This window comes from Streptomyces sp. NPDC058872, from assembly GCF_042743065.1.
GTDB lineage: Bacteria > Actinomycetota > Actinomycetes > Streptomycetales > Streptomycetaceae > Streptomyces.
Map to the genome: position 1 here is coordinate 1 of NZ_JBHYMK010000039.1, position 24,158 is coordinate 24,158.

Annotated in this window: 25 protein-coding genes; 10 read left to right on the forward strand and 15 right to left on the reverse strand. The window is 71.9% G+C overall.

All coding sequences use genetic code 11. The features are described from left to right. Window positions 1-170 precede the first annotated feature (170 nt). Both ACFW22_RS23475 and ACFW22_RS23480 read left to right on the forward strand, forming a co-directional pair. Entirely contained in the window at window positions 171-581 is a 411-nt protein-coding gene (locus ACFW22_RS23475; protein WP_384887955.1) for a hypothetical protein, read from the forward strand. Between the two features lie 52 nt (window positions 582-633). After that, window positions 634-1,350 carry an NDP-sugar synthase gene (locus tag ACFW22_RS23480; protein WP_386407958.1) on the forward strand — a complete coding sequence of 239 codons (717 nt, stop codon included), beginning with the start codon at window positions 634-636 and terminating at the stop codon, window positions 1,348-1,350. A gap of 91 nt (window positions 1,351-1,441) precedes the next feature. On the opposite strand, the gene ACFW22_RS23485 is transcribed toward ACFW22_RS23480, so the two are convergent. The 6 genes from ACFW22_RS23485 to ACFW22_RS23510 form a co-directional block, all read right to left on the reverse strand. Continuing rightward, entirely contained in the window at window positions 1,442-2,995 is a 1,554-nt protein-coding gene (locus ACFW22_RS23485) for a DoxX family membrane protein (protein WP_386407960.1), read from the reverse strand. Between the two features lie 95 nt (window positions 2,996-3,090). Continuing rightward, window positions 3,091-4,047, reverse strand: a complete 957-nt coding sequence (gene rlmB / locus ACFW22_RS23490) for a 23S rRNA (guanosine(2251)-2'-O)-methyltransferase RlmB (RefSeq protein ID WP_386407962.1) — start codon at window positions 4,045-4,047, stop codon at window positions 3,091-3,093. 79 nt (window positions 4,048-4,126) lie between these two features. After that, on the reverse strand, window positions 4,127-5,524 hold the full coding sequence (cysS, locus tag ACFW22_RS23495) for a cysteine--tRNA ligase (protein WP_386407964.1): 1,398 nt from the start codon (window positions 5,522-5,524) through the stop codon (window positions 4,127-4,129). Between the two features lie 81 nt (window positions 5,525-5,605). After that, the gene (gene ispF / locus ACFW22_RS23500) at window positions 5,606-6,115 is read right to left on the reverse strand and encodes a 2-C-methyl-D-erythritol 2,4-cyclodiphosphate synthase (RefSeq protein WP_386407966.1); all 510 of its coding nucleotides are present in this window, start codon (window positions 6,113-6,115) and stop codon (window positions 5,606-5,608) included. Next, on the reverse strand, window positions 6,105-6,860 hold the full coding sequence (gene ispD, locus ACFW22_RS23505; protein ID WP_386407968.1) for a 2-C-methyl-D-erythritol 4-phosphate cytidylyltransferase: 756 nt from the start codon (window positions 6,858-6,860) through the stop codon (window positions 6,105-6,107). The genes ispF and ispD overlap by 11 nt, the downstream gene beginning before the upstream one ends. Before the next feature lie 310 nt (window positions 6,861-7,170). Further along, window positions 7,171-7,653 carry a CarD family transcriptional regulator gene (locus ACFW22_RS23510; protein WP_003953493.1) on the reverse strand — a complete coding sequence of 161 codons (483 nt, stop codon included), beginning with the start codon at window positions 7,651-7,653 and terminating at the stop codon, window positions 7,171-7,173. A 703-nt stretch (window positions 7,654-8,356) separates the two neighbouring features. On the opposite strand from ACFW22_RS23510, the gene ACFW22_RS23515 reads away from it, so the two are divergent. Further along, window positions 8,357-8,986, forward strand: coding sequence for a DUF461 domain-containing protein (locus tag ACFW22_RS23515; RefSeq protein WP_386407970.1), 630 nt, complete (start codon window positions 8,357-8,359; stop codon window positions 8,984-8,986). 284 nt (window positions 8,987-9,270) lie between these two features. Here the strand turns inward: ACFW22_RS23515 and ACFW22_RS23520 are convergent, their stop codons facing one another. Then, window positions 9,271-9,951: a response regulator transcription factor gene (locus ACFW22_RS23520; protein ID WP_017242433.1), complete on the reverse strand. Its 681-nt coding sequence runs from the start codon at window positions 9,949-9,951 to the stop codon at window positions 9,271-9,273. Continuing rightward, window positions 9,948-11,177, reverse strand: coding sequence for a sensor histidine kinase (locus tag ACFW22_RS23525; protein WP_386407972.1), 1,230 nt, complete (start codon window positions 11,175-11,177; stop codon window positions 9,948-9,950). Before ACFW22_RS23525 ends, ACFW22_RS23520 begins: the two co-directional genes overlap by 4 nt. Before the next feature lie 270 nt (window positions 11,178-11,447). Here ACFW22_RS23525 and phoU point away from each other — a divergent pair, with 270 nt between their 5' ends. Further along, entirely contained in the window at window positions 11,448-12,128 is a 681-nt protein-coding gene (gene phoU / locus ACFW22_RS23530) for a phosphate signaling complex protein PhoU (RefSeq protein ID WP_386407974.1), read from the forward strand. Window positions 12,129-12,445: 317 nt separating this feature from the next. Here phoU and ACFW22_RS23535 read toward each other — a convergent pair whose 3' ends face one another. Next, the gene (locus ACFW22_RS23535; protein WP_386407976.1) at window positions 12,446-12,913 is read right to left on the reverse strand and encodes a GNAT family N-acetyltransferase; all 468 of its coding nucleotides are present in this window, start codon (window positions 12,911-12,913) and stop codon (window positions 12,446-12,448) included. Window positions 12,914-12,979: 66 nt separating this feature from the next. Between ACFW22_RS23535 and ACFW22_RS23540 the strand changes: the two genes are divergently transcribed. Next, window positions 12,980-13,537 (forward strand): hypothetical protein, encoded by a 558-nt coding sequence (locus ACFW22_RS23540; protein ID WP_386407978.1) that lies wholly within the window; start codon window positions 12,980-12,982, stop codon window positions 13,535-13,537. Between the two features lie 192 nt (window positions 13,538-13,729). On the opposite strand, the gene ACFW22_RS23545 is transcribed toward ACFW22_RS23540, so the two are convergent. Continuing rightward, on the reverse strand, window positions 13,730-14,338 hold the full coding sequence (locus tag ACFW22_RS23545) for a hypothetical protein (RefSeq protein WP_386407980.1): 609 nt from the start codon (window positions 14,336-14,338) through the stop codon (window positions 13,730-13,732). Between the two features lie 297 nt (window positions 14,339-14,635). Between ACFW22_RS23545 and ACFW22_RS23550 the strand changes: the two genes are divergently transcribed. After that, window positions 14,636-15,091 carry a hypothetical protein gene (locus tag ACFW22_RS23550; RefSeq protein ID WP_386407982.1) on the forward strand — a complete coding sequence of 152 codons (456 nt, stop codon included), beginning with the start codon at window positions 14,636-14,638 and terminating at the stop codon, window positions 15,089-15,091. 160 nt (window positions 15,092-15,251) lie between these two features. Then, complete coding sequence (locus ACFW22_RS23555; RefSeq protein WP_386407984.1) at window positions 15,252-16,049, forward strand: DUF1963 domain-containing protein; 798 nt, start codon at window positions 15,252-15,254, stop codon at window positions 16,047-16,049. A gap of 164 nt (window positions 16,050-16,213) precedes the next feature. Here the strand turns inward: ACFW22_RS23555 and ACFW22_RS23560 are convergent, their stop codons facing one another. Both ACFW22_RS23560 and ACFW22_RS23565 read right to left on the reverse strand, forming a co-directional pair. Then, entirely contained in the window at window positions 16,214-16,489 is a 276-nt protein-coding gene (locus ACFW22_RS23560; protein WP_386407986.1) for a MerR family transcriptional regulator, read from the reverse strand. A gap of 360 nt (window positions 16,490-16,849) precedes the next feature. Continuing rightward, entirely contained in the window at window positions 16,850-17,611 is a 762-nt protein-coding gene (locus ACFW22_RS23565; RefSeq protein ID WP_386407988.1) for a phosphoglyceromutase, read from the reverse strand. 125 nt (window positions 17,612-17,736) lie between these two features. Between ACFW22_RS23565 and ACFW22_RS23570 the strand changes: the two genes are divergently transcribed. Then, on the forward strand, window positions 17,737-19,119 hold the full coding sequence (locus ACFW22_RS23570) for an MDR family MFS transporter (protein ID WP_386407990.1): 1,383 nt from the start codon (window positions 17,737-17,739) through the stop codon (window positions 19,117-19,119). Here the strand turns inward: ACFW22_RS23570 and ACFW22_RS23575 are convergent. After that, window positions 19,109-20,035 carry an MBL fold metallo-hydrolase gene (locus tag ACFW22_RS23575; protein WP_386407992.1) on the reverse strand — a complete coding sequence of 309 codons (927 nt, stop codon included), beginning with the start codon at window positions 20,033-20,035 and terminating at the stop codon, window positions 19,109-19,111. The two genes, ACFW22_RS23570 and ACFW22_RS23575, sit on opposite strands and share 11 nt — an antisense overlap. Window positions 20,036-20,256: 221 nt before the next feature. On the opposite strand from ACFW22_RS23575, the gene ACFW22_RS23580 reads away from it, so the two are divergent. Continuing rightward, window positions 20,257-21,276, forward strand: a complete 1,020-nt coding sequence (locus ACFW22_RS23580) for an AraC family transcriptional regulator (protein ID WP_386408092.1) — start codon at window positions 20,257-20,259, stop codon at window positions 21,274-21,276. On the opposite strand, the gene ACFW22_RS23585 is transcribed toward ACFW22_RS23580, so the two are convergent. After that, the gene (locus ACFW22_RS23585; protein ID WP_386407994.1) at window positions 21,245-21,739 is read right to left on the reverse strand and encodes a YbjN domain-containing protein; all 495 of its coding nucleotides are present in this window, start codon (window positions 21,737-21,739) and stop codon (window positions 21,245-21,247) included. The two genes, ACFW22_RS23580 and ACFW22_RS23585, sit on opposite strands and share 32 nt — an antisense overlap. Next, window positions 21,732-23,099 carry a D-inositol-3-phosphate glycosyltransferase gene (gene mshA, locus ACFW22_RS23590; RefSeq protein ID WP_386407996.1) on the reverse strand — a complete coding sequence of 456 codons (1,368 nt, stop codon included), beginning with the start codon at window positions 23,097-23,099 and terminating at the stop codon, window positions 21,732-21,734. Before mshA ends, ACFW22_RS23585 begins: the two co-directional genes overlap by 8 nt. Before the next feature lie 226 nt (window positions 23,100-23,325). On the opposite strand from mshA, the gene ACFW22_RS23595 reads away from it, so the two are divergent. Beyond that, window positions 23,326-24,126: a class I SAM-dependent methyltransferase gene (locus tag ACFW22_RS23595; protein ID WP_386407998.1), complete on the forward strand. Its 801-nt coding sequence runs from the start codon at window positions 23,326-23,328 to the stop codon at window positions 24,124-24,126. Window positions 24,127-24,158 lie beyond the last annotated feature (32 nt).

The window sequence follows — 24,158 nt, forward strand, 5'->3', positions numbered from 1 at the left end:
CCACGGATGCGGGGCCGCCCGTTTATATCGGCCCACTGCGGAAAACCCCGGCATTCAGGGCCCCGAGCCCACCCCCGCGTCAACAGGGAATTCGAAAAGCCGCCTCGAACCATCCCTCGCGAGAGTGACTAAATGTCGCCATATCACTACCGGCCGCTACGCTCGCCTGCGTGACGCACACTGCCCGCCGAATCGGCCGCTCTCTCGCCCTCGTCCTGCCCGTCGTCCTGGTGCTCTCGGGAACGCTCGCGGTGTCCGCCGTTCCGTGGGCCGGCCAGGACTCCGGGACCCAGCTCACGGCCTCCTCCGCCGACTTCGCCACCCAGGCCGAGTCCCGTGCCCCGCAGGATATTCTCCGCGACCGGCTCCTCGCAGAGCTTCAGGAGAAGGACCCCGGCACGGCCCTCACCCACCTGCAGCGCGAGGTGGAGAACCGCCCCTCCCTCGCCCAGTACTGCTTCTCCATCGCCCGCGCCCTCGGCCGCGCCGCCGTCGAGCAGTACGGCCCCTCCCGCGCCCAGTCCTACTCCCGCCCGGTCTGCGACACCTCCTACGCGAGCGGCGTGATGCGCGCGAGCTGAATCCCCGCGAGCTGACCGGACCGATGCCTACGGGGCGCCTATCGTTCCCCGTATGCACACCACTCCGACGCAGGCCGTGGTCCTGGCGGGCGGCCAGGGCTCACGGCTCCGCCCCTACACCGACGACCGCCCCAAGCCGATGGTCGAGATCCCGGGCACCGGGACCCCGATCATCGGCCATCAGCTTTCCTGGCTGGCCGCCGAGGGCGTCACCGACGCCGTCGTCTCCTGCGGTCACCTCGCCGAAGTGCTCCAGGAGTGGCTGGACGGCGCCGACCTGCCGCTGAAGGTGACGACGGTCGTCGAGACCGAGCCCCTCGGCCGCGGCGGCGGCCTCAAGTACGCCGCCGCCCACCTGCCCGAACCGGACCAGCCCTGGTACGCCACCAACGGCGACATCTGGACCCGCTTCTCGCTGCGCGAGATGGCGGCCTTCCACGCCGAGCGGGACGCCCTGGCGACGCTCGCCCTGGCCCGCCCCCGCATCCCGTGGGGCGCCGTCGAGACCGACACCTTCGGCCACATCACCGACTTCATCGAGGCGCCGCCCTCGCCGTTCCTGATCAACGCGGGCGTGTACGTCTTCTCCGCGGCCTTCACGGAGCTCCTCCCCGACCTGGGCGACCACGAACGGACCACCTTCCCCCGCCTCGCCCGGGAACGCCGGCTGGCGGGCTTCCCGCTGCCCCAGGGCGCCTACTGGAGGGCCATCGACACCGCCAAGGACCTGACGGAGGCCGCCAAGGAACTGGCCGCGCAGAAGCCCTGACGCACCGTCTGCCGCACCACCCCGTCCGGGCGCGACGGAAGGGCGGCACCGCAGCCCCGCGGTACCGCCCTTCCGTCGCGCAGCGGCCGTGTCAGCCCAACAGGCCGCCGATCGGGTTCCGTGCTCCGCCCGTCGTCGAACCGCTCTCGGATGGGGTGGTGGTGGATCCGGTCGAGCCCCCGCCCGAAGTGCCGCCGGTGCTGGTCGGGGTGTCGCTGGTCGACGGCGGCGGCGCCGGCTGCGACTGCGCGGGCGGACGGCTGGTGCCACCGGTGCTGGTGCCCTGGGTGGACGTCGGCCGCTGCTCCCGCGTCCGGGTGGACTCACGGGTGGTCTCGGTGGGCCGGGTGGCCTCCTGGGTCTCTTCGCTGCGCGCCGGGGCTTCGGTGGTCGCCTCGGGTTCGGGGGCCTTCGAGGGGGCCTTCGAGGGGGCGCGGCTGGCCGGCTCCTGGGGAAGCGGCTGGCCCGGAAGGTGGTTGATCGGGTCGTCGTTGGGGCCCGGGACGGTGACCATCTCGGTGGAGCGGACGGCACCGCCGAGGACGGAGCCGATGAGGAGGGTGAGGCCGACGACGACGGCGGCGAGGAGGGTGCTCCGCCGGGTGACGCGGCGACGGAGTTCCCAGAGTTCGGCACGGGGGCCGAGGGTGCGCCAGGCCTCGCCGGCGAGGCGGCCGTCCAGGGAGTAGACGGGGGCGCCCGCGATGATCAGCGGCGACCAGGCGGCCAGGTAGATGATGTCGGCCGAGTCGTAGACCGGGACGGTCCGCCAGCTGACCGTCAGGAGGAGCGCGGCGGACAGCAGGGCACCGACGACGGCGGCGACGCGCTGCCAGAGCCCGAGGACCGTGAGGACGCCCACGACGACCTGGAGGAAGGCGACGGTGAGCCCCGCGCCCACGGGGTGCTGGAGGGCGAAGTCACGGAGCGGCTCGGCAAGGGCCCAGGGATGGAGGGAGGTGAGCCACTTCACCATGGAGCCGCGCTCGCCGCCGTCGAAGTAGACGGGGTCGCAGAGCTTGCCCATGCCCGCGTAGATGGAGATGAAGCCGAGGAAGACGCGGAGCGGGAGGAGGACCACCCCGAGGTTCATCCGCCGGCCGGGGTAGTAGCCGTTCCGGACGTCGTCCCGGCCCTGACGCCGGTCGGCACGGTCGTCCGGCGCCTCCGCCCCGTAGGGCCCGACGGGCTCCGGTCCGAGCTCGTGCACCTCGTCGTAGGCACCCTCGGCACGGCGCATCGGCGGCAGCAGGGGCGCGGCCTCGGCGGGCACCACGGGGGTGGGCATGGTGGTTTCGACGCGCGGGATGGCCTGGGTCTCCGCGGTGGCGTGACCGCCGACCGGTTCGAGCGTGGCGACGGAGGACTCGCGTACGGCCTGGAGGAGGCCGGTCGCTCCCGGCGAAGACTTTCCGGTCCACACGACGGGGCGGCGGCGCGGGCCGCCCCCTGCGATGCCGGCGGCTCCGGCAAGGGCGGCGGTGCGGGCGCCGGCGCCGAACTTGGGCTGCGGGGCCGGCGCGAGCCGCACACGGAAGCTGGCGTGGTTCACGATCACCTGGGCGGGATCGGAATCCACCTTGACCATGCTCAGCGGAGGCTGATCGTCGAACCCCGGCCGGGGCGTTCTGGTGTCCACACTCATCTAACCGAGTGATGTGCGGTTAGGACACTGCCTTGACGGTTGCCAAATGTCCGAGACCCGTCAAGATCACGGCCGGGGTGATTCCTCCGTTCGGGTCAGCCCATGCGACGGCGGGCGGCCTCGTACAGCACGACGCCCGCGGCCACACCGGCGTTGAGGGACTCGGCGCCCCCCGGCATCGGGATGCGGACGAGGAAGTCGCAGGTCTCGCCGACGAGTCGGGAGAGGCCCTTGCCCTCGGAACCGACGACGATGACGACGGGGCCTTCCAGGGCCTCCAGCTCGTGGACCTCGGTGTCGCCGTCGGCGGAGAGGCCGACGACCGTGAGGCCGGCCTTCTGGTACTGCTCCAGACAGCGGGTCAGGTTGGTCGCCCGGGCGACCGGGGTGCGGGCGGCGGTGCCGGCGGAGGTCTTCCAGGCCCCGGCGGTCATGCCGGCGGCGCGGCGCTCGGGAACCACGACGCCGTGGCCGCCGAAGGCCGAGACGGAGCGGACCACCGCGCCGAGGTTGCGCGGGTCGGTGACGCCGTCGAGGGCGACGATCAGCGGGTCCTCGTGCTCGTCGTAGGCCGCCGCGGCGAGGTCCTCCGGGTGCGCGTACTCGTACGGCGGGACCTGGAGGACGAGGCCCTGGTGGTTGAGGCCGTTGGTCATCCGGTCGAGCTCGGGGCGCGGCGCCTCCATGATGTTGATGTTGCCGCGGCCGGTGGCGAGGTTGAGGGCTTCGCGCACGCGCTCGTCGTTGTCGATGAACTGCTGCACGTACAGGGTGGTGGCGGGCACGCCGTCGCGCAGGGCCTCGAAGACCGGGTTGCGGCCGACGACCATCTCGGACAGGCCCTTGCCGCCGCGCCGGACGACGGGGCGGCGGGTGGCGGCCTGCCGCGCCTGGGCGTTGGCCACGCGGTTCTTCTTGTGGCCCTTGCGCATGGAGGCGGGCGGGGTCGGGCCCTTGCCTTCCAGGCCCTTGCGCCGCTGGCCACCGCTGCCGACCGTAGCGCCCTTCTTGTTGGACGTGCGACGGTTCCTGCGCTGGCTGTTCCCGGCCATGACTACTCTCATCCTCGGTGTTGCGTTGCGTGGGTCTGTAACTGAAGTGTGCCGCCCGGAGGTCCGAGCGGCACGTCTTCTAACGGTTGCCCAGCGTCCAGCGGGGGCCGTCGGGGCTGTCCTCGATGGCGAGGCCGGACCGGTTCAACTGGTCGCGGATCGCGTCCGCGGTCGCCCAGTCCTTGCGCTCGCGCGCCGATTCGCGCTGCTGGAGCACGAGGCGCACGAGGGCGTCGACGACGCCGTGGAGCTCCTCGCCGTCACCCGTCTCCTCGGCCCAGTACGGGTCCAGCGGGTCCAGGCCGAGCACGCCGAGCATGGCGCGGACCTCGGCGAGGCGGGCGATGGCCCCGTCCTTGTCGTCCGCGGCGAGGGCGCTGTTGCCCTGGCGGACGGTGGTGTGGATGATCGCGAGCGCCTGGGGGACGCCCAGGTCGTCGTCCATCGCCTCGGCGAAGGCGGCCGGCAGCTCGGCGGCGGGGGCGACGGTCGTCCCGGCCTTCTCGGTGGCGCGCTGGACGAAGCCCTCGATGCGGGCGAAGGCCGCCTCGGCCTCGCGCAGGGACTCCTCGCTGTACTCGATCATCGAGCGGTAGTGCGGGGTGCCCAGGTAGTAGCGCAGCACGATGGGGCGCCAGTTCTTGACCATCTCGGACACCAGCACGCTGTTGCCGAGCGACTTGGACATCTTCTCGCCGCTCATGGTGACCCAGGCGTTGTGCACCCAGTACTGCGCGAACTCGTCGCCGAAGGCCTTGGCCTGGGCGATCTCGTTCTCGTGGTGCGGGAAGATCAGGTCGAGACCGCCGCCGTGGATGTCGAAGGCGGGGCCCAGGTACTTGTGGGCCATCGCCGAGCACTCCAGGTGCCAGCCCGGACGGCCGCGACCCCAGGGGGTCTCCCAGTCCGGCTCGCCCGGCTTGGTCGCCTTCCACAGGGCGAAGTCGCGCGGGTCGCGCTTGCCGGAGACGCCCTCGTCGGGCTGGCGGAGGTCGTCGACGTCCTGGTTGGACAGCTCCAGGTAGCCCGGGAAGGAGCGCACGTCGAAGTAGACGCTGCCGTCCGCCTCGTAGGCGTGGCCGCGCTCGATGAGGCCCCGCATCATCTCGATCATCTCGGGGACGTGACCGGTGGCGCGCGGTTCGTAGGTCGGCGGGAGGCAGCCCAGCGCCTCGTAACCGGCGTTGAACGCACGCTCGTTCTCGTATCCGATGGACCACCAGGGGCGGCCCTGCTCGGCGCCCTTCTTGATGATCTTGTCGTCGATGTCGGTGACGTTCCGGATGAACGTGACGTCGTAGCCGCGGTGGACGAACCAGCGGCGCATGATGTCGAAGTTCAGGCCCGAGCGGATGTGGCCGATGTGCGGGGCCGCCTGCACGGTGGCACCGCACAGGTAGATCGAGACGCAGCCCGGCGTGAGCGGGGTGAAGTCACGGATCTGCCGGGCGCTTGTGTCGTACAGGCGAATAGTCACCACTCCAGGGTAGTGGGCGCATGGTGGTGCCCTGCGCCCTCTTCGGGGTCGCCGGTGACGTTTTCACCGCGCCCGGGGGCGCTAGGGAGTGACGACGGGGTACACGAGGGCGGTCGCGAGGGCCGCGAGCCCCTCGGCCCGGCCGGTCAGCCCGAGGCCGTCCGTCGTGGTGCCGGAGACGGAGACGGGAGCGCCGGCCGCCTCGCTGAGCGCCTTCTGGGCCTCTGCGCGACGCTTGCCGATCTTGGGGCGGACGCCGATGACCTGGACGGCGATGTTGCCGATCTCGTACCCCTCGGCACGGACGATCCGGGCGGCCTCGGCGAGGAGCGTGACGCCGGAGGCGCCGGACCACTCGGGGCGCGAGGTGCCGAAGTGGGCACCGAGGTCGCCGATCCCGGCGGCGGAGAAGAGGGCGTCGCAGGCGGCGTGGGCGGCGACGTCACCGTCGGAGTGGCCGGCGAGGCCGTACCCGCCGCTGTCGGGGCCTTCCCAGAGCAGGCCGGCGCACCAGAGTGCGCGGCCCTCCTCGAAGGCGTGGACGTCGGTACCGATGCCGGTACGGGGAAGGATCATCGGCTCAGAAGCCATCGTTGGCCCTCCTGCGGGCGAGTACGGCCTCGGCGAGGACGAGGTCGAGGGGGCGGGTCACCTTGAAGGCCTCTTCGTGGCCGGGCACGACGACGACGGGTGCGCCGAGCCGCTCGACCATGCCGGCGTCGTCGGTGGCGCCCTCACCGGTGAGGGCGACGGTGGCGTGGGCGTTGACCAGGGTGTCGTGGTCGAAGCCCTGGGGGGTCTGGACGGCACGGAGCCGGGCGCGGACCGGGGTGGCGACGACCTGCTCGGGGTCGCCCGGCCGCTCGGCCGGCTCGACCTCCTTGACGGTGTCGGCGACGGGCAGCGCGGGCACCACGGCGACGGCACCGTCCCGCACGGCCTCGATGACGGCGTCCACCGTGTCCACGGGGACCAGGGGCCGGGCCGCGTCGTGCACCAGGACGGTGGTGATGCCCTCGGGAAGCGCTTCGAGGCCGAGGCGGACGGACTCCTGACGGGTGTCGCCCCCGGGGACGACCAGGTAGTCCGTGCGTTCGGGGAGGGCGTGGGCGTCGAGGAGGTGCTTGACCTCGGCGGCGCCGGCGCCATCGGGGGGTGCGACCACGACGACGAGCGAGACCGCGCGGGAGGCGGCCATCGCGCGGACGGCGTGGATGAGCATGGGGGTGCCGCCCAGCGCCCTGAGCGCCTTGGGGGCGCCCGGGCCGAGGCGTACGCCCCGCCCTGCGGCCGGGATCACCACGGCGGTACGACGGGGACGCGCTTCGTCTGACATCGGTTGCACTCCGGCAGGTTTGTTTCCGCGGCCGACATGGGTATGGCCTTCACCGTGCCGGACGCTCCGCCTTGACCGGGCCCTTTCCGTGATGACGGTCGAGGCGTGGCCGCGTGGGCACAGGGGTTCGGGCGTAGGGAAAGTTCAGGGGGTGCGGGTTACTTCAGCGGTACGCGTACGCATACGGTTCGTATACGGACGCGAACATGCCGCAGCGCCCGACGACTGCACTGTGTGGGTTCACAGCACGCCAGCGGGCACCGCGGCATCGCTTCACTTGAGAGCGTGACTCTTCACTTGGGAACGCGGCTCAGGACGCGAGGACCTCGTCGAGGAGGGCCTCGGCCTTGTCCTCGTTCGTGTTCTCCGCGAGGGCCAGCTCGCTCACCAGGATCTGGCGAGCCTTGGCGAGCATCCGCTTCTCACCTGCGGAGAGCCCGCGCTCGCGCTCGCGCCGCCACAGGTCACGCACCACTTCGGCGACCTTGATGACGTCGCCGGAGGCGAGCTTCTCGAGATTTGCCTTGTAGCGACGGGACCAGTTCGTCGGCTCCTCGGCGTACGGTGCACGCAGCACCTCGAAGACCCGGTCCAGCCCGTCCTGACCGACCACGTCGCGAACGCCTACGAACTCCGCGTTGTCCGCCGGCACGCGAACCGTCAGGTCACCCTGCGCGACCTTGAGCACCAAGTAGGTCTTGTCCACGCCTTTGATCTGGCGAGTTTCGATGGCCTCGATCAGCGCGGCCCCGTGATGGGGATAGACCACGGTGTCGCCAACCTTGAACGTCATGTGACAGGTACCCCTTCCGTGGCTATCCAGAGTAACACGGATTCTGCTTCTTCTGAATGACGTTTTCGCAGGTCAGGGCATATCTCGGGGCTTGACAACGATGATGCGAACGTGCTGCGAAGGCCTTCCGGAAGGCGGTATTCGCAGGTCGGAGCGGCTGCATGGACGGAGAGAAACGCGCACGTTACACACATCCCGAGCCCCTCCAGACAGGCCCAATGCCCCACTTTGTCCGGTTCGGCGCGACCTTCTTCGCCCACTTCGTTCGAAGATCGCTCACTCGTACGGATGCACCTCGGGAAGATTCCCGGAATTGATCAGCGACACCGGTCGAGATCGGTCGGGGATTTCCCGGAGGACGGGCTCCGGGGAATGCGGGGTGCCCTCGGAATTGATCAAGGCAGTTATGTGAACAACAGGTCAATGCGTCGTGATCCGGCCACATCGGCGGGACGGACGGCGAGCGCCGTAAGGGTTCGCGGAGGGCCGGCCGGGTGAGGAACCGGGAGGGGGCGGGGCGTCCGGCCGGGGACCTCCGACGGGACCGTGCACCGCGCCCCGGCGGGGCGCTGACGACTGGTCTGGCCGCTTAGGGGCGGGTCGGGTGCGGGACGGAGAGTGCGGCTCGGTAACCTGAACGCGCTGACACGCCTTTAGCTGTTCCCCGGTTTCCCGTCCGTACGTCCTAGGAGATGCCGCCGCCGTGAGCCGCAGCCTTCGACGCGGCGCCCTCGCCGCCACCGCCATCGTGTTCTCCGTCGCCGCACTGTCCGCCTGTGGCGCGGGCAACGACGCGCAGACGCTCAAGATCCGTCCGGACAACGCCGCCGTCACGGTGGAGGACGTCAAGATCCAGAACGCGCTGGTGATCACCCAGCCCGAGCCCGGCGCCAAGGGCCCGGCCGCCGTTTCGGCCACCGTCTTCAACAACGGCCGCCTGCCGCAGACCATCGACGCGATCAGCCTGCCGGGCACGAGCTCGGTCGTGACGCTGAAGTCGGCCGAGGGCTCCGGCCCGATCACCGTCCCCGCCGGCGGCTCGGTCGTCATCGGTGGCGAGGGCAACGCCGCCGCCATGATCGAGAACGGCAGCGAGGCCGCCCGCGACGGCGACGCGCAGCAGGTCGTCTTCAAGCTGAGCAGGACCGGCGACGTCGGTCTGAACGCGTTCGTCGTCCCGGCGAAGAGCTACTTCAAGGACTTCGGCCCCGAGATCGTCCCGGCTCCCCCGGGCGCCACGCCGACCGCCAGCGAGTCGCCCGCCGGCGAGGGCGAGCACGGTGCGGAGCACGGCGGCGAGTCCTCCGAGGCGCCGGTGGACGCCAGCCACTGAGGCCACCGAAGCACGCAGGAAGGGGCGCCCCCGGCCGGGGGCGCCCCTTCCTGCTTCCTCGTGCTTGCTCGTGCTTCCGGCCGGCTCCGCCCCCGGTCCCGCCCGCACACGGCCGGTGCCGGGACGCGGAGCCCGCTCTCCGGGGGCCGGCCCCGTGAGGGCCTGCGGGTCCACCGGAACCTCCGCACGCGGCACGGCCCCTCCCCGGGCCTCCGGACGGACGGGAGGACGGGGAGGGGCCGGAGAACAGGACGGGCCGGTGCGGGGGCGGACCCGCGCGGGGCCTACGGCTCGAACTTGTAGCCGAGGCCCCGGACCGTGACCAAGTACCGCGGGGCGCCCGGATCCGGTTCGATCTTGGCGCGGAGGCGCTTGACGTGGACGTCGAGGGTCTTGGTGTCGCCGACGTAGTCCGCGCCCCACACCCGGTCGATGAGCTGCATGCGGGTCAGCACCCGGCCCGCGTTGCGCAGCAGCATCTCCAGGAGGTCGAACTCCTTCAGCGGCAGGTCGACCTTCCCGCCGGAGACGGTCACCACGTGGCGGTCGACGTCCATGCGGACCGGGCCGGCCTCCAGGGCCGCCGGGGTGACCTCCTCCGGCTCGCCGCGGCGGCGCAGCACCGCGCGGATGCGGGCGACGAGCTCCCGCGAGGAGAAGGGCTTCGTCACGTAGTCGTCCGCCCCTATCTCCAGGCCGACGACCTTGTCGATCTCGCTGTCCTTGGCGGTCACCATGATCACCGGGACGTTCGATCGGCCGCGCAGCTGGCGGCACACCTCGGTACCGGGCAGACCCGGAAGCATCAGGTCGAGGAGGACGAGGTCGGCTCCGTTGCGCTCGAACTCGTCGAGGCCGTCGGGCCCGGTCGCCGCGACGGCGACCTCGAAGCCCTCCTTGCGGAGCATGTACGACAGGGCGTCGCTGAAGGATTCCTCATCCTCGACGACGAGCACTCGGGTCACGGAAGGACCTCCGGGGCGGGAAGCGGTTCGGTCATGGGATCGGGGGTGGGAGAGGAGGCGGACCGGCGGTCCCGTACGGCGCCCGCCTCGGGCAGCCGCAGGGTGAAGGTGGAGCCCTGGCCTTCGGTGCTCCAGACGGTGACCTCGCCGCCGTGCGAGGCGGCCACGTGCTTGACGATGGCCAGCCCCAGTCCCGTACCGCCGGTGGCACGGGAGCGGGCCGGATCGACCCGGTAGAAGCGCTCGAAGATCCGCTCGCGGTCCTTCTCCGAGATGCCGATGCCCTGGTCGGTCACGGCTATTTCGATGAGGTCCCCACCGGGCGCCGCGATGTGGCGGGCGGCGATGCCCACCCGGGTGCGGGCCGGCGAGTAGTTGACGGCGTTCTCGACGAGGTTGCCGAGGGCCGCGGCCAGCTGGCCCCGGCTGCCCCACACGTAGAGGTCGGGGGCTCCGCCGGAGACCATGGTGATCTGCTTGGTGGAGGCGGGTTGCCGGGAGCGGTCGATCGCCTCGGCGACCAGCTCGTCCACGGACACCGGCTCGGAGTCCTCCAGCGGGTCGTCGTTCTGCACCCGGGAGAGGTCGATGAGCTCCTGCACGAGGTTGGTGAGGCGGGTCGCCTCGATCTGCATCCGACCGGCGAAACGGGTGACCGCCTCGGGGTCGTCGGAGGCGTCCATGACGGCCTCGGAGAGCAGGGAGAGCGCGCCGACGGGGGTCTTGAGCTCATGGCTCACATTGGCGACGAAGTCCCGTCGCACCGCTTCGATCCGGCGGGCCTCCGTGAGGTCCTCGACCAGGAGCAGCACCAGGCGCGAGCCCAGCGGGGCGACCCGGGCGGAGACGGCGAGGGCCTCGCCGCGTCCGGTGCCGCGCCGCGGCAGGTCCAGCTCGACCTGCCGTATCTCCCCGTCCCTGCGGGTGTCCCGGGCCATGTTCAACATGGGTTCGACGGCCAGCTTGCCGCCACGGACCAGGCCGAGCGCGTACGCCGCAGAGCTGGCCTTCACCACGGAGTCGCTCTCGTCGAGGACCACCGCGGAGGAGCGCAGCACGGACAGCACGGTGTCGACGCCGGGCGGGAGCACGGCGTCGGTGTGCAGTGACGTACGGGTGGGGCGTGCCTGGTCGCGTTCGCTCCAGCGGAACGCCAGCATGGCGATCACGCCGGTGCACACTCCGGCGATCGCTGCCAATGCGGCGACCGCCGCGTTCACGTCCATGTCTCCCAGGTTATGCGGGGTCGAGGACACTCTCCCAGCCGTCCGAGCGGCTCCTCGAACACTCGTCGCCCAGAGTTCACCGTGGAGATGTGATCGATTCATTTGCCCTGGCGACGGGAGTGGCGCGCGTCGCCCAGAGTTCACCTGGGAGAAAGTGTCGATTCACATCAGCGGGTGGAACCGGACGCGTAGGGGGCCGAACGTGGGACCGTGGGGGTCCGAGCCCCACCCGGACCCCGGAGCATTGCGTAGAGGTAGAGAGGGACATCCATGCGGGACGCGTACCACGAGGAACTGGACTCGATCGGCGAGGGCCTGGTCGAGATGGCCCGCCTCGTCGGATCGGCGATCGGGCGCGCCACCACGGCGATGCTCGACGCGGACCTCAAGCTCGCCGAGAGCGTGATCGCGGCGGACCAGAAGGTCGACGACCTCCAGCACGACCTGGAGGCGCGGGCGATAGCGCTGCTCGCCCGGCAGCAGCCGGTGGCGACGGACCTGCGGATCGTGGTCACCTCGCTGCGGATGAGCGCCGACCTGGAGCGCTCCGGCGACCTGGCGCAGCACGTGGCGAAGCTGGCCCGACTGCGGTTCCCGGAGACGGCGGTGCCGCGCGACCTGCACGCCACCATCCTGGAGATGGGACAGCTGGCACAGCGCCTGATGGCCAAGGCCGCGGAAGTCATCATCACCAAGGACGTCGACCTGGCGCTCCAGCTGGAGCAGGACGACGACGAGATGGACCTGCTGCACCGGACGCTCTTCCAGCACCTGATGGACGACCGCTGGAAGCACGGCATCGAGACGGCCGTGGACGTGACGCTGCTCGGCCGGTACTACGAGCGGTTCGCGGACCACGCGGTGTCGGTGGCGAAGCGGGTCGTGTACCTGGTGACGGGGGAGCACGCGGACGAGCTGCAGTCGGCGGACGCTCCGGTGGAGGGCGCATAGGGCGAAGGAGGGCGCACGGGTGCACGGGACTCCCGTGCGCCGTTGATGCGCCGGTCCGGCGGGGCATGCAATGGGGGGAGGCGACGCTCGCCTCGAAAGGGAGGGACCCCATGGCCGAATCCCCCAGGTCGACCGATTCCGTGCCCGAAGCGCCGCGCGAGGCGCCGCTCCTGCCCGTCCTCGGCGCCTGCGGGTGCGGATCGGGCTGTGGCTGCGGCTGCCAGTCGGGCGGGCCGTGCCAGTGCGGGGGGTGCTCGGGCTGACCGGTGAGGGGGTGGGGTGCGACGCTCGCACCCCACCCCCTCACCCGGCACCGCCTAGACGTCCAGCACGCCGACCGTCTGACCGCCGCTGGACTCGCCGGTCGTGCGGAAGCCGAGCCGGCGGTAGAACTCTCCCGGTCCGTCCTCTCCGGGCTCCCAGGTCACGAAGAGCCGCTGCTCCCCGCGCCGGCGCAGCTCCCCGCGGACGGCCTCGACAGCGAAGCGCCCGTATCCCTTGCCCTGGGAGCCGGCGGCGATGTTGAGGCGCCAGATCCCGCTGCGACGGTCGACGCGGTCCTGCTGCTCGTTCCACGGGACGTCCAGGAAGGCCATCACGAAGCCGACCGGGCGGTCACCGTCGAAGATCAGCCGCGGCCACGCCTGCGGCCCGAAGGCGTACGCCTCCGCCAAGGACTTCACGACGGGGGCGACGTTCCGCTCCTGATGGGGGTGGACGCTCAGGGCCAGGGCCGCTTCGACGTTGTCGGGGGTGATCGGCTCAAGGCGGACGGACGTGTTCATCTTCCACACAGTAACGATTCGTCACGTCTCCGCCGTGTCCGAGCCCCTGACCGGATCATGGGGACCATGAGTCCCTGGTTGCGTCGGGTGGCGCCGGCCGCCCTCCTCCCCGCATTGCTGCCCGTGCTCGGCGGCTGCACCGTCCCGGTGGCCGGAATCACGGGCGTCTCCGTGACCCCCGACGGGAAGCCGGTGGGCGTGATCCTGGTGTGCCACGACCGGGTCGACGCAGCGGTGCTCTACCCGGCCCCGCCGGACACCGCGGACGACACCGCGGACGACACCGCGGACGAAGCAGGGCCGGAGCCGGAACCGGAGTACGAAGACCTCTGGAACTCGACGGAAGCCGTCACCGGCTTCACCAGCTGGCCCCTGACGGAAGCCAGCGGCAACGGCTGGACCCCGGAAGCACCACCGCACGCCCTGGAGGAGGGGCAGGTCTACACCCTCTACGGAGCGACCCGTGACGGCTCCTGGTCGACGTCCTCCCACTCCTTCACCCCGGCGGACCTGAAGGAGCTGACGCCGGACCGGGTGTCCTACACCCTCGTCGACGAGGACGGCGAGAGGGTCCGGACGACGACCCTGGCGGACTTCCGCGCACACGCCTGCAAGGGCTTCTGAGCGCACCCGTCGGGGCGGCACCGGTGCCCGTGACCGGACCCGCCCCCGCACCCGCACCCGCACCCGCACCCGCACCCGCACCGACCACGGACCCGGAGCGGTGCGTCCCCTCAAGGAACGGAGGAACCCGGGGGACGCGGAACCCCTGGAGGAAGCCCCCTCAGAAGGCCTCCTACCGAGGGAGGAAGCCCCTCACGAGAGGAAGACCTCCTCAAGGCGACGGATCGCCCCGTCGTCCCCCGTCTCGTAACGGAACACGAGCCCCGAGTCCGGGTGCGCGTCGATCCAGCCGATCAGCTGCTGGACGCCCATCTGCTGCCGTTCGGGGCCGTCGACGATCGGGGCGGTGACGGTGACGTACGCGGCCCGGTCGAGGGGCCAGCGGCGCTCCTCCCCGGTACCGACGAAACGGGCGTCGGGGGTGAAGGGACCCCGGCAGGCCCACGCGCCCTGCTGGACGACGAGGTTCACCTTCCCGGTGACGCCGGGGATCTCCTCGACCCGGTAGACGGCGACCTCACCGGGAACGATGTCCGCGGGGCCCGGGGCCGTGTGGACGCAGTCGGACGGTTCGGGGTCGGGAAGGTCGACATCGGGCTTCTTGGCCTTGGGCTTGGCCGTCACCGGCTTGGACGTCTTCTTCACCCCCGAAGTCGGCTTCTTCACCCCCGACGTGCTGGTCGGCTTGGACGTCCTCCCCGGGGTCGCGGAGGTGGAACCCCCCTGACAGCCGGTGAGCACCGAGGCCAGTGCGACGGCCGCAAGTGCGGCGGTGACGGGTCTCAGCCGGTCGACGCCCATGGGAAATCCCCCTCTTCCTTCTGCACGGACAGCCGCCCCACGGCCGCGCCCCGCCCGGAACCTAGCAACGCCCGTCCCCCACGACAACGTCGAACGCCAGCCCGTCACGGAGCCGGCATCCCCGTCGGCATCCCGTCGACGGAGCACCAGACAGCCCCACCCCCTCTTCACCGGCCTCCAGGGGCGCACCGCCACCCCTTAATTCAGCTGCACCCGACCCGGTGCGCCCGTACGCTCCACGGGTCATTCGGAGGGGCGGGGCAGGCAAGTCCCGCGTGATTCATAGGGGTTTGAGTTTTGATCGCATTCAAGGAGTCGCTGCGGCGACGCTTCCTGTCGCGTTCGCTGGCGATCGTCGTCGCCGTGGTGGCCGCATTCACGGTGAGCACCGCACCGTCGAGTGCCACCGACGTCGGCACGGCGACGCTGTCGCGGACGCTGTACCTGACCGATTCGCCGAAGGCCGGCGCAGCCGCCTCGATGAACCGGAGCATCTATCTGGCCGCGGGCACGTACTCCTGGTCCTCGGACCTCGGCTCGTACGGCGGTCGGCCCTTCGCGAGCAGGTACATCTACCTGGCCGCGGGCTGGTACTCCTGGAAGTGCACCCTCCGCTCCCCGGCAGACGGCTACTACCAGCACACCTGCTCGCTCGACTACGGAGCCGGGCCGGCCTACCTCGTCTCGGACCGGTTCACGCTGGCCCCCAGCGGCCAGTACACGATGCAGAGCTTCTTGCAGGGGCCGTTCTAGGTCCCGGCTCCTTCCCGGTCGGGCCGGATCGGCCGTCGGACCACTTCTGCGGCTTCTTCGCCTTGGGCTGCTGCACCTCGTAGGAGAACCGCTCGCCCCGGTGCTTCCTCCCCGTGGAAGCACCGGGGCACGCGGAGAAGGAAGTTGAGAAGATACCGGCATGCAGTTCGATGACCCCGCCCACCTGAGCCGGACATGCACGGAACGGCTCGGCGAGAAGGCCGGTCGGCAGTTCGCCGCCATGGCCCGGCGCGGCTTTCAGCTGGTCCGCCCGGCGGGGACCGACCGGGCCACGGGGCAGTGCCGCCTCGGCGGGCCCGCCCTGCTCGAACCGGAGACCTGCTGGCCGGAACAGGGCGGAGTTCCGTTGTCCCTGCACGCCGTACTGGACTCCGACGCCCTGGCCACCTGGCTCGGCGACGAACTGCCCATACGCCCCGGTCTGCTCAACTTCTTCTACCTCGACCCGGACGTGCCGTACGAGCAGTACTGCGAACTGGACGCGTCCGGGCCCGGGACGTACCGCGTCATTTCCTCCGATCCGGCACGGGCCGTCGAGACGGGGGCGCCCGAACCAGCGAGAAGGTATCCGGCCGTACCCGTCCGCGCGGTCGAGGTGGCCATGCTCCCGGACTGTTGGGACGTCGCGGACGAGGACCTGGAGTTCGACGGGGACCAACACTGGGGTGCGGCATCACTCGTGCTCGAAGGGATGGGAGACCTCGACGGGAACACGGCCGGCAGCCACTGCGCCTTCGGCTGGCCGGACACCTCGTACACGCTCGCGGTGTCGCCCCGTGACGCCGACGGCCCGGCCGTCCATCTCCTCCAACTCGCCGAGGACCCCGAACTCGGATGGGGGTGGGGGGACGCCGGAACGCTGTACTTCACGATCCCGGTCAAGGCACTCGCGAACGGCGACTTCAGCCAGGCCGTGGCACGGGTTCTCTCCTGTTGATCCGCGCAGCAGCGGACCGTTGCCGGAGATCGCACGGGCGCCACGGCGTGCCCCCGCGAGAAGCAACCGGCGGAAAGCCCCACCCATGGAGAAAGCGGATTCCAGGGGTCGTTGCAACGCAGCCTTAGCCGTTATCCCTGCTCGTCGACGAGCTCGTCGACCGGTCAGGCGGTCTCCGGGCGGTTGTCCGGACGGTCCGGTGTCCCGGCCCACCGTCGGTGCAGCCGGCGCACCTCCTCGACCGGCATGTCCAGCCGGCGCAGCGCCCTGATCAACTGCGCCGTGCGCACCTGGTCACGTCGGAAGTACCGGTAGCCGCTCGCCGGGTCGACGAACGCCGGCACCAACACGCCGCTGGCACCGTAGTGTCGAAGCGCGGTGACCGAGAGGCCGCCGGCCTGCGAGAGCCGCCCGATCGGCAGCAGTTTTCCCCTGTCCACAGCACCGACTGCGCCGTCTCGCGTCACCCGAGGGTCAAGCCCGTCCCGGGGCGACGGCTTCACCGCCACCACCGAGGTGCACCCGGGCACCCCGCCCCCGCTCCCGCTGGACGCCGCCTGGCCGGACACAACACCTGGCGAGCCACCACAGGAAGGGCGCGGGTCCGGCTCACGGCGGCAGGCTCGGGTTTCGTGCTCCAGAGCACCACTTGCTCCGGCACAGGTGCGCAGGCGTGCCGTCAAGCACCGGCGCCACGAGAGCCGATGACCTTCCGCACCGAGGGCCCAGCGTGGGCCCAGAGCGAGAAAATGCCCCCGACCTGCGCCGTGTGCGCAGGTCGGGGGCTTACAACTGTGGGCTTACTTCTTCTTGCCCTGGTTCTTGACGGCCTCGATGGCAGCCGCGGCGGCGTCCGGGTCGAGGTAGGTGCCGCCCGGGTTGAGCGGCTTGAAGTTCTCGTCGAGCTCGTAGGACAGGGGGATGCCCGTCGGGATGTTGAGACCGGCGATGTCGGCGTCCGAGATGCCGTCCAGGTGCTTCACCAGGGCGCGGAGGCTGTTGCCGTGGGCGGCGACCAGGACCGTGCGGCCGGCGAGGAGGTCCGGGACGATCGCGTCGTACCAGTAGGGCAGCATCCGGGAGACGACGTCCTTGAGGCACTCGGTCTGCGGGCGCAGCTCCGGCGGGATCGTCGCGTAACGGGCGTCGTGGGCCTGGGAGTACTCGCTGTCATCGGAGAGCGCCGGCGGCGGGGTGTCGTAGGAGCGGCGCCACAGCATGAACTGCTCCTCGCCGAACTCGGCGAGGGTCTGGGCCTTGTCCTTGCCCTGGAGGGCACCGTAGTGGCGCTCGTTGAGGCGCCACGAGCGACTGACCGGGATCCAGTGGCGGTCGGCGGACTCCAGCGCGAGCTGCGCGGTGCGGATGGCGCGCTTCTGGAGGGAGGTGTGCAGGACGTCGGGCAGCAGGCCGGCGTCCTTGAGGAGCTCGCCGCCCCGCGTCGCCTCCTTCTCGCCCTTGGCGGTGAGGTTGACGTCCACCCAACCGGTGAACAGGTTCTTCTCGTTCCACTCGCTCTCGCCGTGGCGGAGGAGGATCAGCTTGTACGGTGCGTCGGCCATGCGTCCGAGCCTAATCGACCGCTGACGATTGACGCGCGTCGTCAATTGGCTGGCGTCCGACCCCTGAGATACGTAAGTTACGAGCACCTGATTCAGGTCTTACATCCAGCAAGGGGTCACCACACATGTCCATCGACTCGCTCAGACGATCAGCCAGGGCGACCGTCTCCGGACTCCCACAGGGCTTCTGGTGGCTCTGGCTGTCCACCCTGGTCAACCGGACCGGCGCCTTCGTCCTCACCTTCCTCTCCCTCTACCTGACCGTGGAGCTCGGACACTCCCCCTGGTTCGCCGGACTGGTGATCGCACTCCACGGCCTCGGCGGCGTCGCCGGTTCCCCGCTCGGCGGCGCGCTCACCGACCGTTGGGGCCGCCGCCCCACCATGGTGACCATGCACCTCGCGGCTGCCGCCTGCGCCGCCGCCCTCGCGGTCGTCACCGCCGCCTGGGCCGTCGCGGCCGTCGTCCTCCTCATGGGCGTCGCCATGCAGGCCGTCCGCCCCTCCATCAACGCCACGATCGCCGACATGGTCCCCGCCCACGAGGTGCGCCGGGCGTACGCCCTGAACTACTGGGCCCTCAACCTCGGCTTCGCCATCGCCTCCATCGGCGGTGGCGCCGCGATCTTCCTCGGCTACCGCACCCTCTTCCTGCTCGACGCCGTGGCCACCTTCCTGTGCGCCGTCATCGTCTTCCTCCGCCTCCCGGAGACCCGCCCCGAGAGTGCGGTCGACCCGCAGGGCGAGCCGGTCGAGGAGGAGCGGGTCAGCATGTTCACGGTGCTGCGGGACGCGCCCTTCCGGACCCTCGTCCTGCTCAACCTCCTCGTCTGCCTCGTCTTCACCGCTCCGTGGATCGGCCTGCCGCTGACCATGGCGGACCAGGGCCTCTCCCCCTCCGCCTACGGCGTCGTCATCGCCGTCAACGGCATCGTGATCGTCGGCTTCCAGCTGCTCGTCAACAAGCTGACGGACAAGCGGTCGCCAGTCCACCTGCTGAGCTTCTCCGCCCTGCTGTTCGCCGTCGGCACCGGCGCCACCGCCCTCGCCGGCTCTCCGGCCGCCTTCGCCGTGACCGTGGTCGTGTGGACCGTCGGCGAGATGATCCACGTCCCGACGAACGCCGCGGCCACCGCCCGGCTCGCCCCCGAGCACGCCCGGGGCCGCTACCAGGGCGTGATGGGCATGTCCTGGGCGGTCGCCGGCTTCGTCGCCCCGATCCTCGCCGGTGCGGTCGTCGGCGGCCCCGGCCCCGACGTCCTGTGGGCGTCCACGGCCGCGATCGGCGTCCTCGCCGCGGCCGGGTACGCCACCCGACTGCGGAAGGCCCTGCGCGAGGAGACGGAGGAGCCCGCCGGGACCGTCGCGGGGGCCTCCGCCGCCGCCGAGGCGGGAGCGGAGGAGCCCGCCGGAACGGAGGCTCCGGCCGGAGCGAAGACCCCCGCCGGAGCGGAAACCCCCGCCGGAGTCGCGGCCGAGGGCACCGGTACGCCCTCCGTCAGCGGCTGACCTCCGGCGGGCCGTAGGACGCCCACCCGGCGAGCGCGAACCCCGCCCCGTTCCTGCGCACTTCGACGGCTCCGGCCCCTCCGAAGTGCGCGGGGACGACCAGCTCCCTGTCGTCGGCGGCCCGTTCGAGGACGCGGCGGCGGCTGCGTGCCGCCTGCGCCGGGTCCAGGCAGAAGCAACTGGCGCACCCGGGGTCGAGGATCTGCACCGGGCTGTGGAGGAGGTCACCGACGAAGACCGCCCGGTCGGTGCCGGAAGCGAGCCGCAGCACGGCCGACCCGGGGGTGTGACCGGGCGCCGACTCCAGGGTCAGGTTTCCGTCGATGCGGTGGGTTCCCTCCCAGAGCGTGACGAGGCCCGCGCGGTGCACGGGCGCCACGCTGTCCCCGTAGACCAGGCGGTCGTCCTCCCGGAGGCCGCCGGCGTAGCCGTTCTCCGGGCCGAAGTGGAAGTCGTCGGCAGCCGGGAGGAGGTACTGGGCGTTCGGGAAGGTCGGCACCCACTCCCCCGCCGCGTCCCGGGTGTTCCATCCGACGTGGTCGGCGTGCAGATGGGTGTTGACGACGACGTCGACGTCCTCGGGCCGGATGCCGGCCCGTTCCAACCGGTCGAGGAAGCCGTCCCGCCGCCGGTGGAACTGCGGCGAGTGGGGCCGCTCGCGCCCGTCGCCCACCCCGGTGTCGACCAGGACGGTCCGGCCCCCGCTACGCAGCACCCAGCTCTGCAGGGCCATGACCGCGCTGTCGCCGTCCGGCTCCCAGTGGTCCGGGGCCAACCACTCCTCGTTCGCCTTCCACACCTCCGCCCCGGCCTCCGGGACGAGGGTGCCGGCCGGCCCGAACGGGCCCTGCCACTCGACGACCCGGAGGACCTCGACGTCCCCCAGGACGATGCTCCGTGTGTTCTCGTTCGTCATGTGAACGACCCTAAGGAGGGGAAGTGAGCCTCTCAATGCTCCTTTCGCTCACCTCGATGCGCGAGACGCTCACCCCACTCTTCTGTCTGCCGGGCACCCGCTTCCCCGGTGGGGACGCTCCCCGGCGCGCGACGGGGCGACCGGCCGTCACCGCACGGAGGGCCGGCCTTCCGGTACGGGGCGTTCCGCCCCTCCCCGAGGACGGCGCTACGCTCCCCGCCATGGACGTGGTGAGCGACGCGATCTCGGCCGTACGGGTCGGCCGGCCCTCCTCCAACCGGGTAAGGGTCGGCGGGCGCTGGTGCGTGCGCTTCGACCCGTACGACGGAGCCGGTTTCCACGTCGTCCTCTCGGGCGACTGCTGGCTGCTGCCCGACGACGGCGAGCCGGTCTCGCTGGGCACGGGGGACGTGGTGCTGCTGCCGCACGGCACCGGCCACGTCATCGCCGACGCGCCCGCCGACGCGGCGACGCTCGCCCGGGCGGTGCCCTTCGACCCGGCGGGCGACGGGAGCCTCCCGACGCTGCCCCACCCGCACGCCCCCGACCGCCAGGTCGAAATGGTCTGCGGCAAGTACCGGCTGGACCGCAGCCACGCCCATCCGCTGCTGGCCGAACTCCCGCCGCTCGTCCACCTGCCGGACCGGGCCGGCGGGCGCCCCGAACTCCGGTCCGCCCTCGCCCTCCTGGGCGGCGAGCTGGACGCACGACAGCCCGGCGCCTCCCTCGCCCTCCCCAGCCTGCTCGACCTGCTGTTCGTCTACATGATCCGGTGCTGGATGGCGGAGGGGTCGACCGGCGCGTGGCCGGCGGCCCTGGGCGACCCGATGACCGCCACCGCGCTGCGCGCGCTGCACGCCGATCCGGCCGCCCCCTGGACGGTCGACCGGTTGGCGGCCGAGGCGGGCGTCTCCCGCCCCACCCTGGCCCGCCGCTTCACCGCCCTGGTGGGCAAGCCCCCGATGGCCTACCTCACGTGGTGGCGGCTGACCCGGGCCGCAGCGCTGCTCCGCACCACCCGGGACCCGTTGGCGACCGTCGCCCGTCGCGTCGGCTACGGCTCGCCGTACGCCCTCTCGCACGCCTTCCGGCGCGCCTTCGGCACGACGCCGGGACAGTACCGGGCGGGTCGGGAGGCCCCCGGCGGGCGGGCGCCCGCCACGCCCGGCGAGGTTCTCGCGGACGGGTCCCTCCCGGGCTTCCGGGCGGTCAGTCGCCCGGCGTCCGCGTCAGGTTCTTGAAGGCGTCGAGGTTGCGGGTCGACTCGCCGCGGGAGACCCGCCACGCGTACTCCCGTCGGATCGCCGACGCGAACCCGAGCTCCAGGAGCGTGTTGAAGTCGCCGTCCGCCGCCTCCAGGACCGAACCGAGCAACCGGTCCAGTTCCTCGGGCGTCACGGCGGCCAACGGCAGCTTGCCGGCGAGGTAGACGTCCCCGAGGCCGTCGACCGCGTAACCCACCCCGTACAGCTTGAGGTTGCGTTCGAGCAGCCAGCGGTGGACGCCCGACTCGTTCTCGTCCGGGTGACGGATGACGAAGGCGTTGAGGGAGAGCGAGTGGCGGCCCACCCGGAGCGACAGCGTGGTGAACAACTTGCGCGTGCCGGGGAGCTTCACGACGTACGAACCGGACTCGGGGGACTCCCAGTCCAACCCCGCGTCGTCGAAGGTTCCCTCGATGATCCGCCGAACGTCCTCAGCCATGGTGCGAGCGTACGCGACGGCGGTTCTCGCGCAGCCGGTGGTCGTGCATGGCGGCCGTGTACACGTCCGCCGTGCCCGAGGCCGCCGTGTCCCAGCCGAAGGACGCGGCGTGCCGCGCCGCCGCCGCGCCCATCCGGTCGGACAGCGCGGGGTCCGCCACGAAGCGGCCGAGCGCCCGGGCGTAGTCCACCGGGTCGTGGCCCTGCACCAGGAAACCCGTCACGTCGTCCCGCACGGCCACCGGCAGCCCGCCCACGGCCGCCGCGACGACCGGGGTACCGGCCGCCTGCGCCTCGATCGCCACCAGCCCGAAGGACTCGCTGTACGAGGGCATGACGAGCACGCTGGCCGCACGGAACCAGTCCGCCAGCTGCTCCTGGCCCACCGGCGGGTGGAAGCGCACGACGTCCGCGATCCCGAGCCGGGCCGCCAGCTTCTGCAACTGCTCCGGCTTGGCCAGACCGCTGCCGCTCGGCCCGCCGACCACCGGAACGACCATGCGGGTCCGGAGCGAGGGGTCCTGCTCCAGCAGTCGGGCGGCGGCCCGCAGCAGGATGTCCGGGGCCTTCAGCGGCTGTATCCGGCCGGCGAAGACGGGGACGAAGGCGTCCTGCGGAAGCCCGAGCCGGGCCCGCGCGGCGGCCCGGCCGTCGGCCGGGCGGAAGCGGTCGAGGTTGACGCCGGGGTGCACCACCGCGATCTTGCCGGGGTCCGCCTCGTAGAAGCGGGCGAGCTCGTCGGCCTCCTCGGCCGTGTTGGCGATCAGCCGGTCGGCGGCGGAGACGATCTGGGTCTCCCCGATGACCCGGGCCGCGGGCTCGGGGGTGTCGCCCTCGGCGAGCGCCGCGTTCTTGACCTTGGCCATGGTGTGCATGGCGTGGACGAGCGGAACGCCCCAGCGTTCGGCGGCGAGCCAGCCCACGTGCCCGGACAGCCAGTAGTGGGAGTGGACCAGGTCGTAGTGGCCGGGTCGGTGGCCCGCCCACGCCTGCATCACGCCGTGGGTGAAGGCACAGAGCTGCGCCGGCAGCTCCTCCTTGGCCAGGCCCTCGTACGGGCCCGCGTCCACGTGCCGCACGAGCACGCCCGGGGTCAGTTCGACCACCGGGGGCAGGTCGCCGGTGGTGGCCCGGGTGAAGACCTCCACCTCGATGTCGATGGCGGCGAGCCGCTTGGCCAGCTCGACGATGTAGACGTTCATGCCGCCGGCATCGCCCGTCCCGGGCTGGTGCAGCGGCGAGGTGTGGACGCTGAGCATGGCCACGCGCCGCGGGGTGCGGTGCCGGCCGGGGAGCCGGAGCCTGGCCGGCGCCGGGTGCCGGTGCCGGGCACCGGCGAGCCGGGACACGTACTGGCTCACGTCGGCGGGTCCTTCCGCTCGGGGCCTCCACGGCCGCTCGGCGCCTCGGGCCGGGGCCTTCGGGGCCGGGCCGGCTCGGGCATGACTACCGGAGGACACGGTCGTCCTCCAGCCGCGACAACACCGAAACGCCCCCCGTTCATTTCCGGCGGCGGGGCGCTTTGCCAATTCGTTGCCGGGACGACGGCCCGCCCCGCCTCCCGGACGCACCCCTTACGCTCGTGTCATGGCCCCGCGCACCACCCGCCCCGTCGGCAGCCCGACCCGCGGGACCACCAACCCGAACCGGCTGCGCCGCATGGACCGCTGGATCGCCGCGGTCCACGGCCCCGCCCTGCGCCGCTCGCCCGAACCCCCGGTGGCCGTCGACCTCGGATACGGGGCCGCCCCCTGGACCGCCGTGGAGTTGCTGGCCCGGCTGCGCACCGCCGAGCCCCGGACCCTCCTGTGCGGCATCGAGATCGAGCCCGCCCGGGTCGAGGCGGCCAAGCCGTACGAGGCGGCGCACCCGGGACTCTCCTTCCTGCACGGCGGCTTCGAGGTCCCGGTCCCCGGCCGGGTCGCCCTGATCCGGGCGGCGAACGTGCTGCGCCAGTACGACGAGGACCAGGTCGCGGCCGTCTGGGCCCGGCTGTGCGGACGGCTCGCGCCCGGCGGGCTGCTGGTCGAGGGCACCTGCGACGAGATCGGGCGCCGACACGTGTGGGTGGCGCTCGATGCGGCAGGACCGCGCACGGTGACCTTCGCGACCCGGCTCGGTTCGCTGGACCGCCCCTCGGACCTCGCGGAACGGCTGCCGAAGGCACTCATCCACCGGAACGTGCCGGGCGAGCCGGTGCACGCCTTCTTGCGGGACTTCGACCGGGCCTGGGCGGCTGCCGCCCCGTACGCCTCCCTGGGGGCCCGGCAGCGGTGGATCCGCTCCGTGCGGGACCTGTCGGCGGACTGGCCGCTGACGGACGGTCCGCGCCGTTGGCGACAGGGCGAGGTGTCGGTCCGGTGGGCAGCGCTGGCACCGCAGGGGTGACGCCCGTCGATCGACGGCGGTGGCCCGGGCGC

Bases quoted from the DNA above. Each gene is read 5' to 3' on its own strand.
- ACFW22_RS23510 (WP_003953493.1), bottom strand. From the start codon at position 7,653: ATGACGTTCAAGGTTGGCGACACCGTGGTCTATCCCCATCACGGGGCC.
- ACFW22_RS23585 (WP_386407994.1), bottom strand. From the start codon at position 21,739: ATGGCTGAGGACGTTCGGCGGATCATCGAGGGAACCTTCGACGACGCG.
- rlmB (WP_386407962.1), bottom strand. From the start codon at position 4,047: ATGGCCGGGAACAGCCAGCGCAGGAACCGTCGCACGTCCAACAAGAAG.
- ACFW22_RS23540 (WP_386407978.1), top strand. From the start codon at position 12,980: ATGAGTCCCTGGTTGCGTCGGGTGGCGCCGGCCGCCCTCCTCCCCGCA.
- ACFW22_RS23570 (WP_386407990.1), top strand. From the start codon at position 17,737: ATGTCCATCGACTCGCTCAGACGATCAGCCAGGGCGACCGTCTCCGGA.
- ACFW22_RS23485 (WP_386407960.1), bottom strand. From the start codon at position 2,995: ATGAGTGTGGACACCAGAACGCCCCGGCCGGGGTTCGACGATCAGCCT.
- ACFW22_RS23565 (WP_386407988.1), bottom strand. From the start codon at position 17,611: ATGGCCGACGCACCGTACAAGCTGATCCTCCTCCGCCACGGCGAGAGC.
- ACFW22_RS23555 (WP_386407984.1), top strand. From the start codon at position 15,252: ATGCAGTTCGATGACCCCGCCCACCTGAGCCGGACATGCACGGAACGG.
- ACFW22_RS23580 (WP_386408092.1), top strand. From the start codon at position 20,257: ATGGACGTGGTGAGCGACGCGATCTCGGCCGTACGGGTCGGCCGGCCC.
- ispF (WP_386407966.1), bottom strand. From the start codon at position 6,115: ATGGCTTCTGAGCCGATGATCCTTCCCCGTACCGGCATCGGTACCGAC.
- ACFW22_RS23545 (WP_386407980.1), bottom strand. From the start codon at position 14,338: ATGGGCGTCGACCGGCTGAGACCCGTCACCGCCGCACTTGCGGCCGTC.
- ispD (WP_386407968.1), bottom strand. From the start codon at position 6,860: ATGTCAGACGAAGCGCGTCCCCGTCGTACCGCCGTGGTGATCCCGGCC.
- ACFW22_RS23595 (WP_386407998.1), top strand. From the start codon at position 23,326: ATGGCCCCGCGCACCACCCGCCCCGTCGGCAGCCCGACCCGCGGGACC.
- ACFW22_RS23575 (WP_386407992.1), bottom strand. From the start codon at position 20,035: ATGACGAACGAGAACACACGGAGCATCGTCCTGGGGGACGTCGAGGTC.
- ACFW22_RS23525 (WP_386407972.1), bottom strand. From the start codon at position 11,177: ATGGACGTGAACGCGGCGGTCGCCGCATTGGCAGCGATCGCCGGAGTG.
- ACFW22_RS23480 (WP_386407958.1), top strand. From the start codon at position 634: ATGCACACCACTCCGACGCAGGCCGTGGTCCTGGCGGGCGGCCAGGGC.
- phoU (WP_386407974.1), top strand. From the start codon at position 11,448: ATGCGGGACGCGTACCACGAGGAACTGGACTCGATCGGCGAGGGCCTG.
- ACFW22_RS23535 (WP_386407976.1), bottom strand. From the start codon at position 12,913: ATGAACACGTCCGTCCGCCTTGAGCCGATCACCCCCGACAACGTCGAA.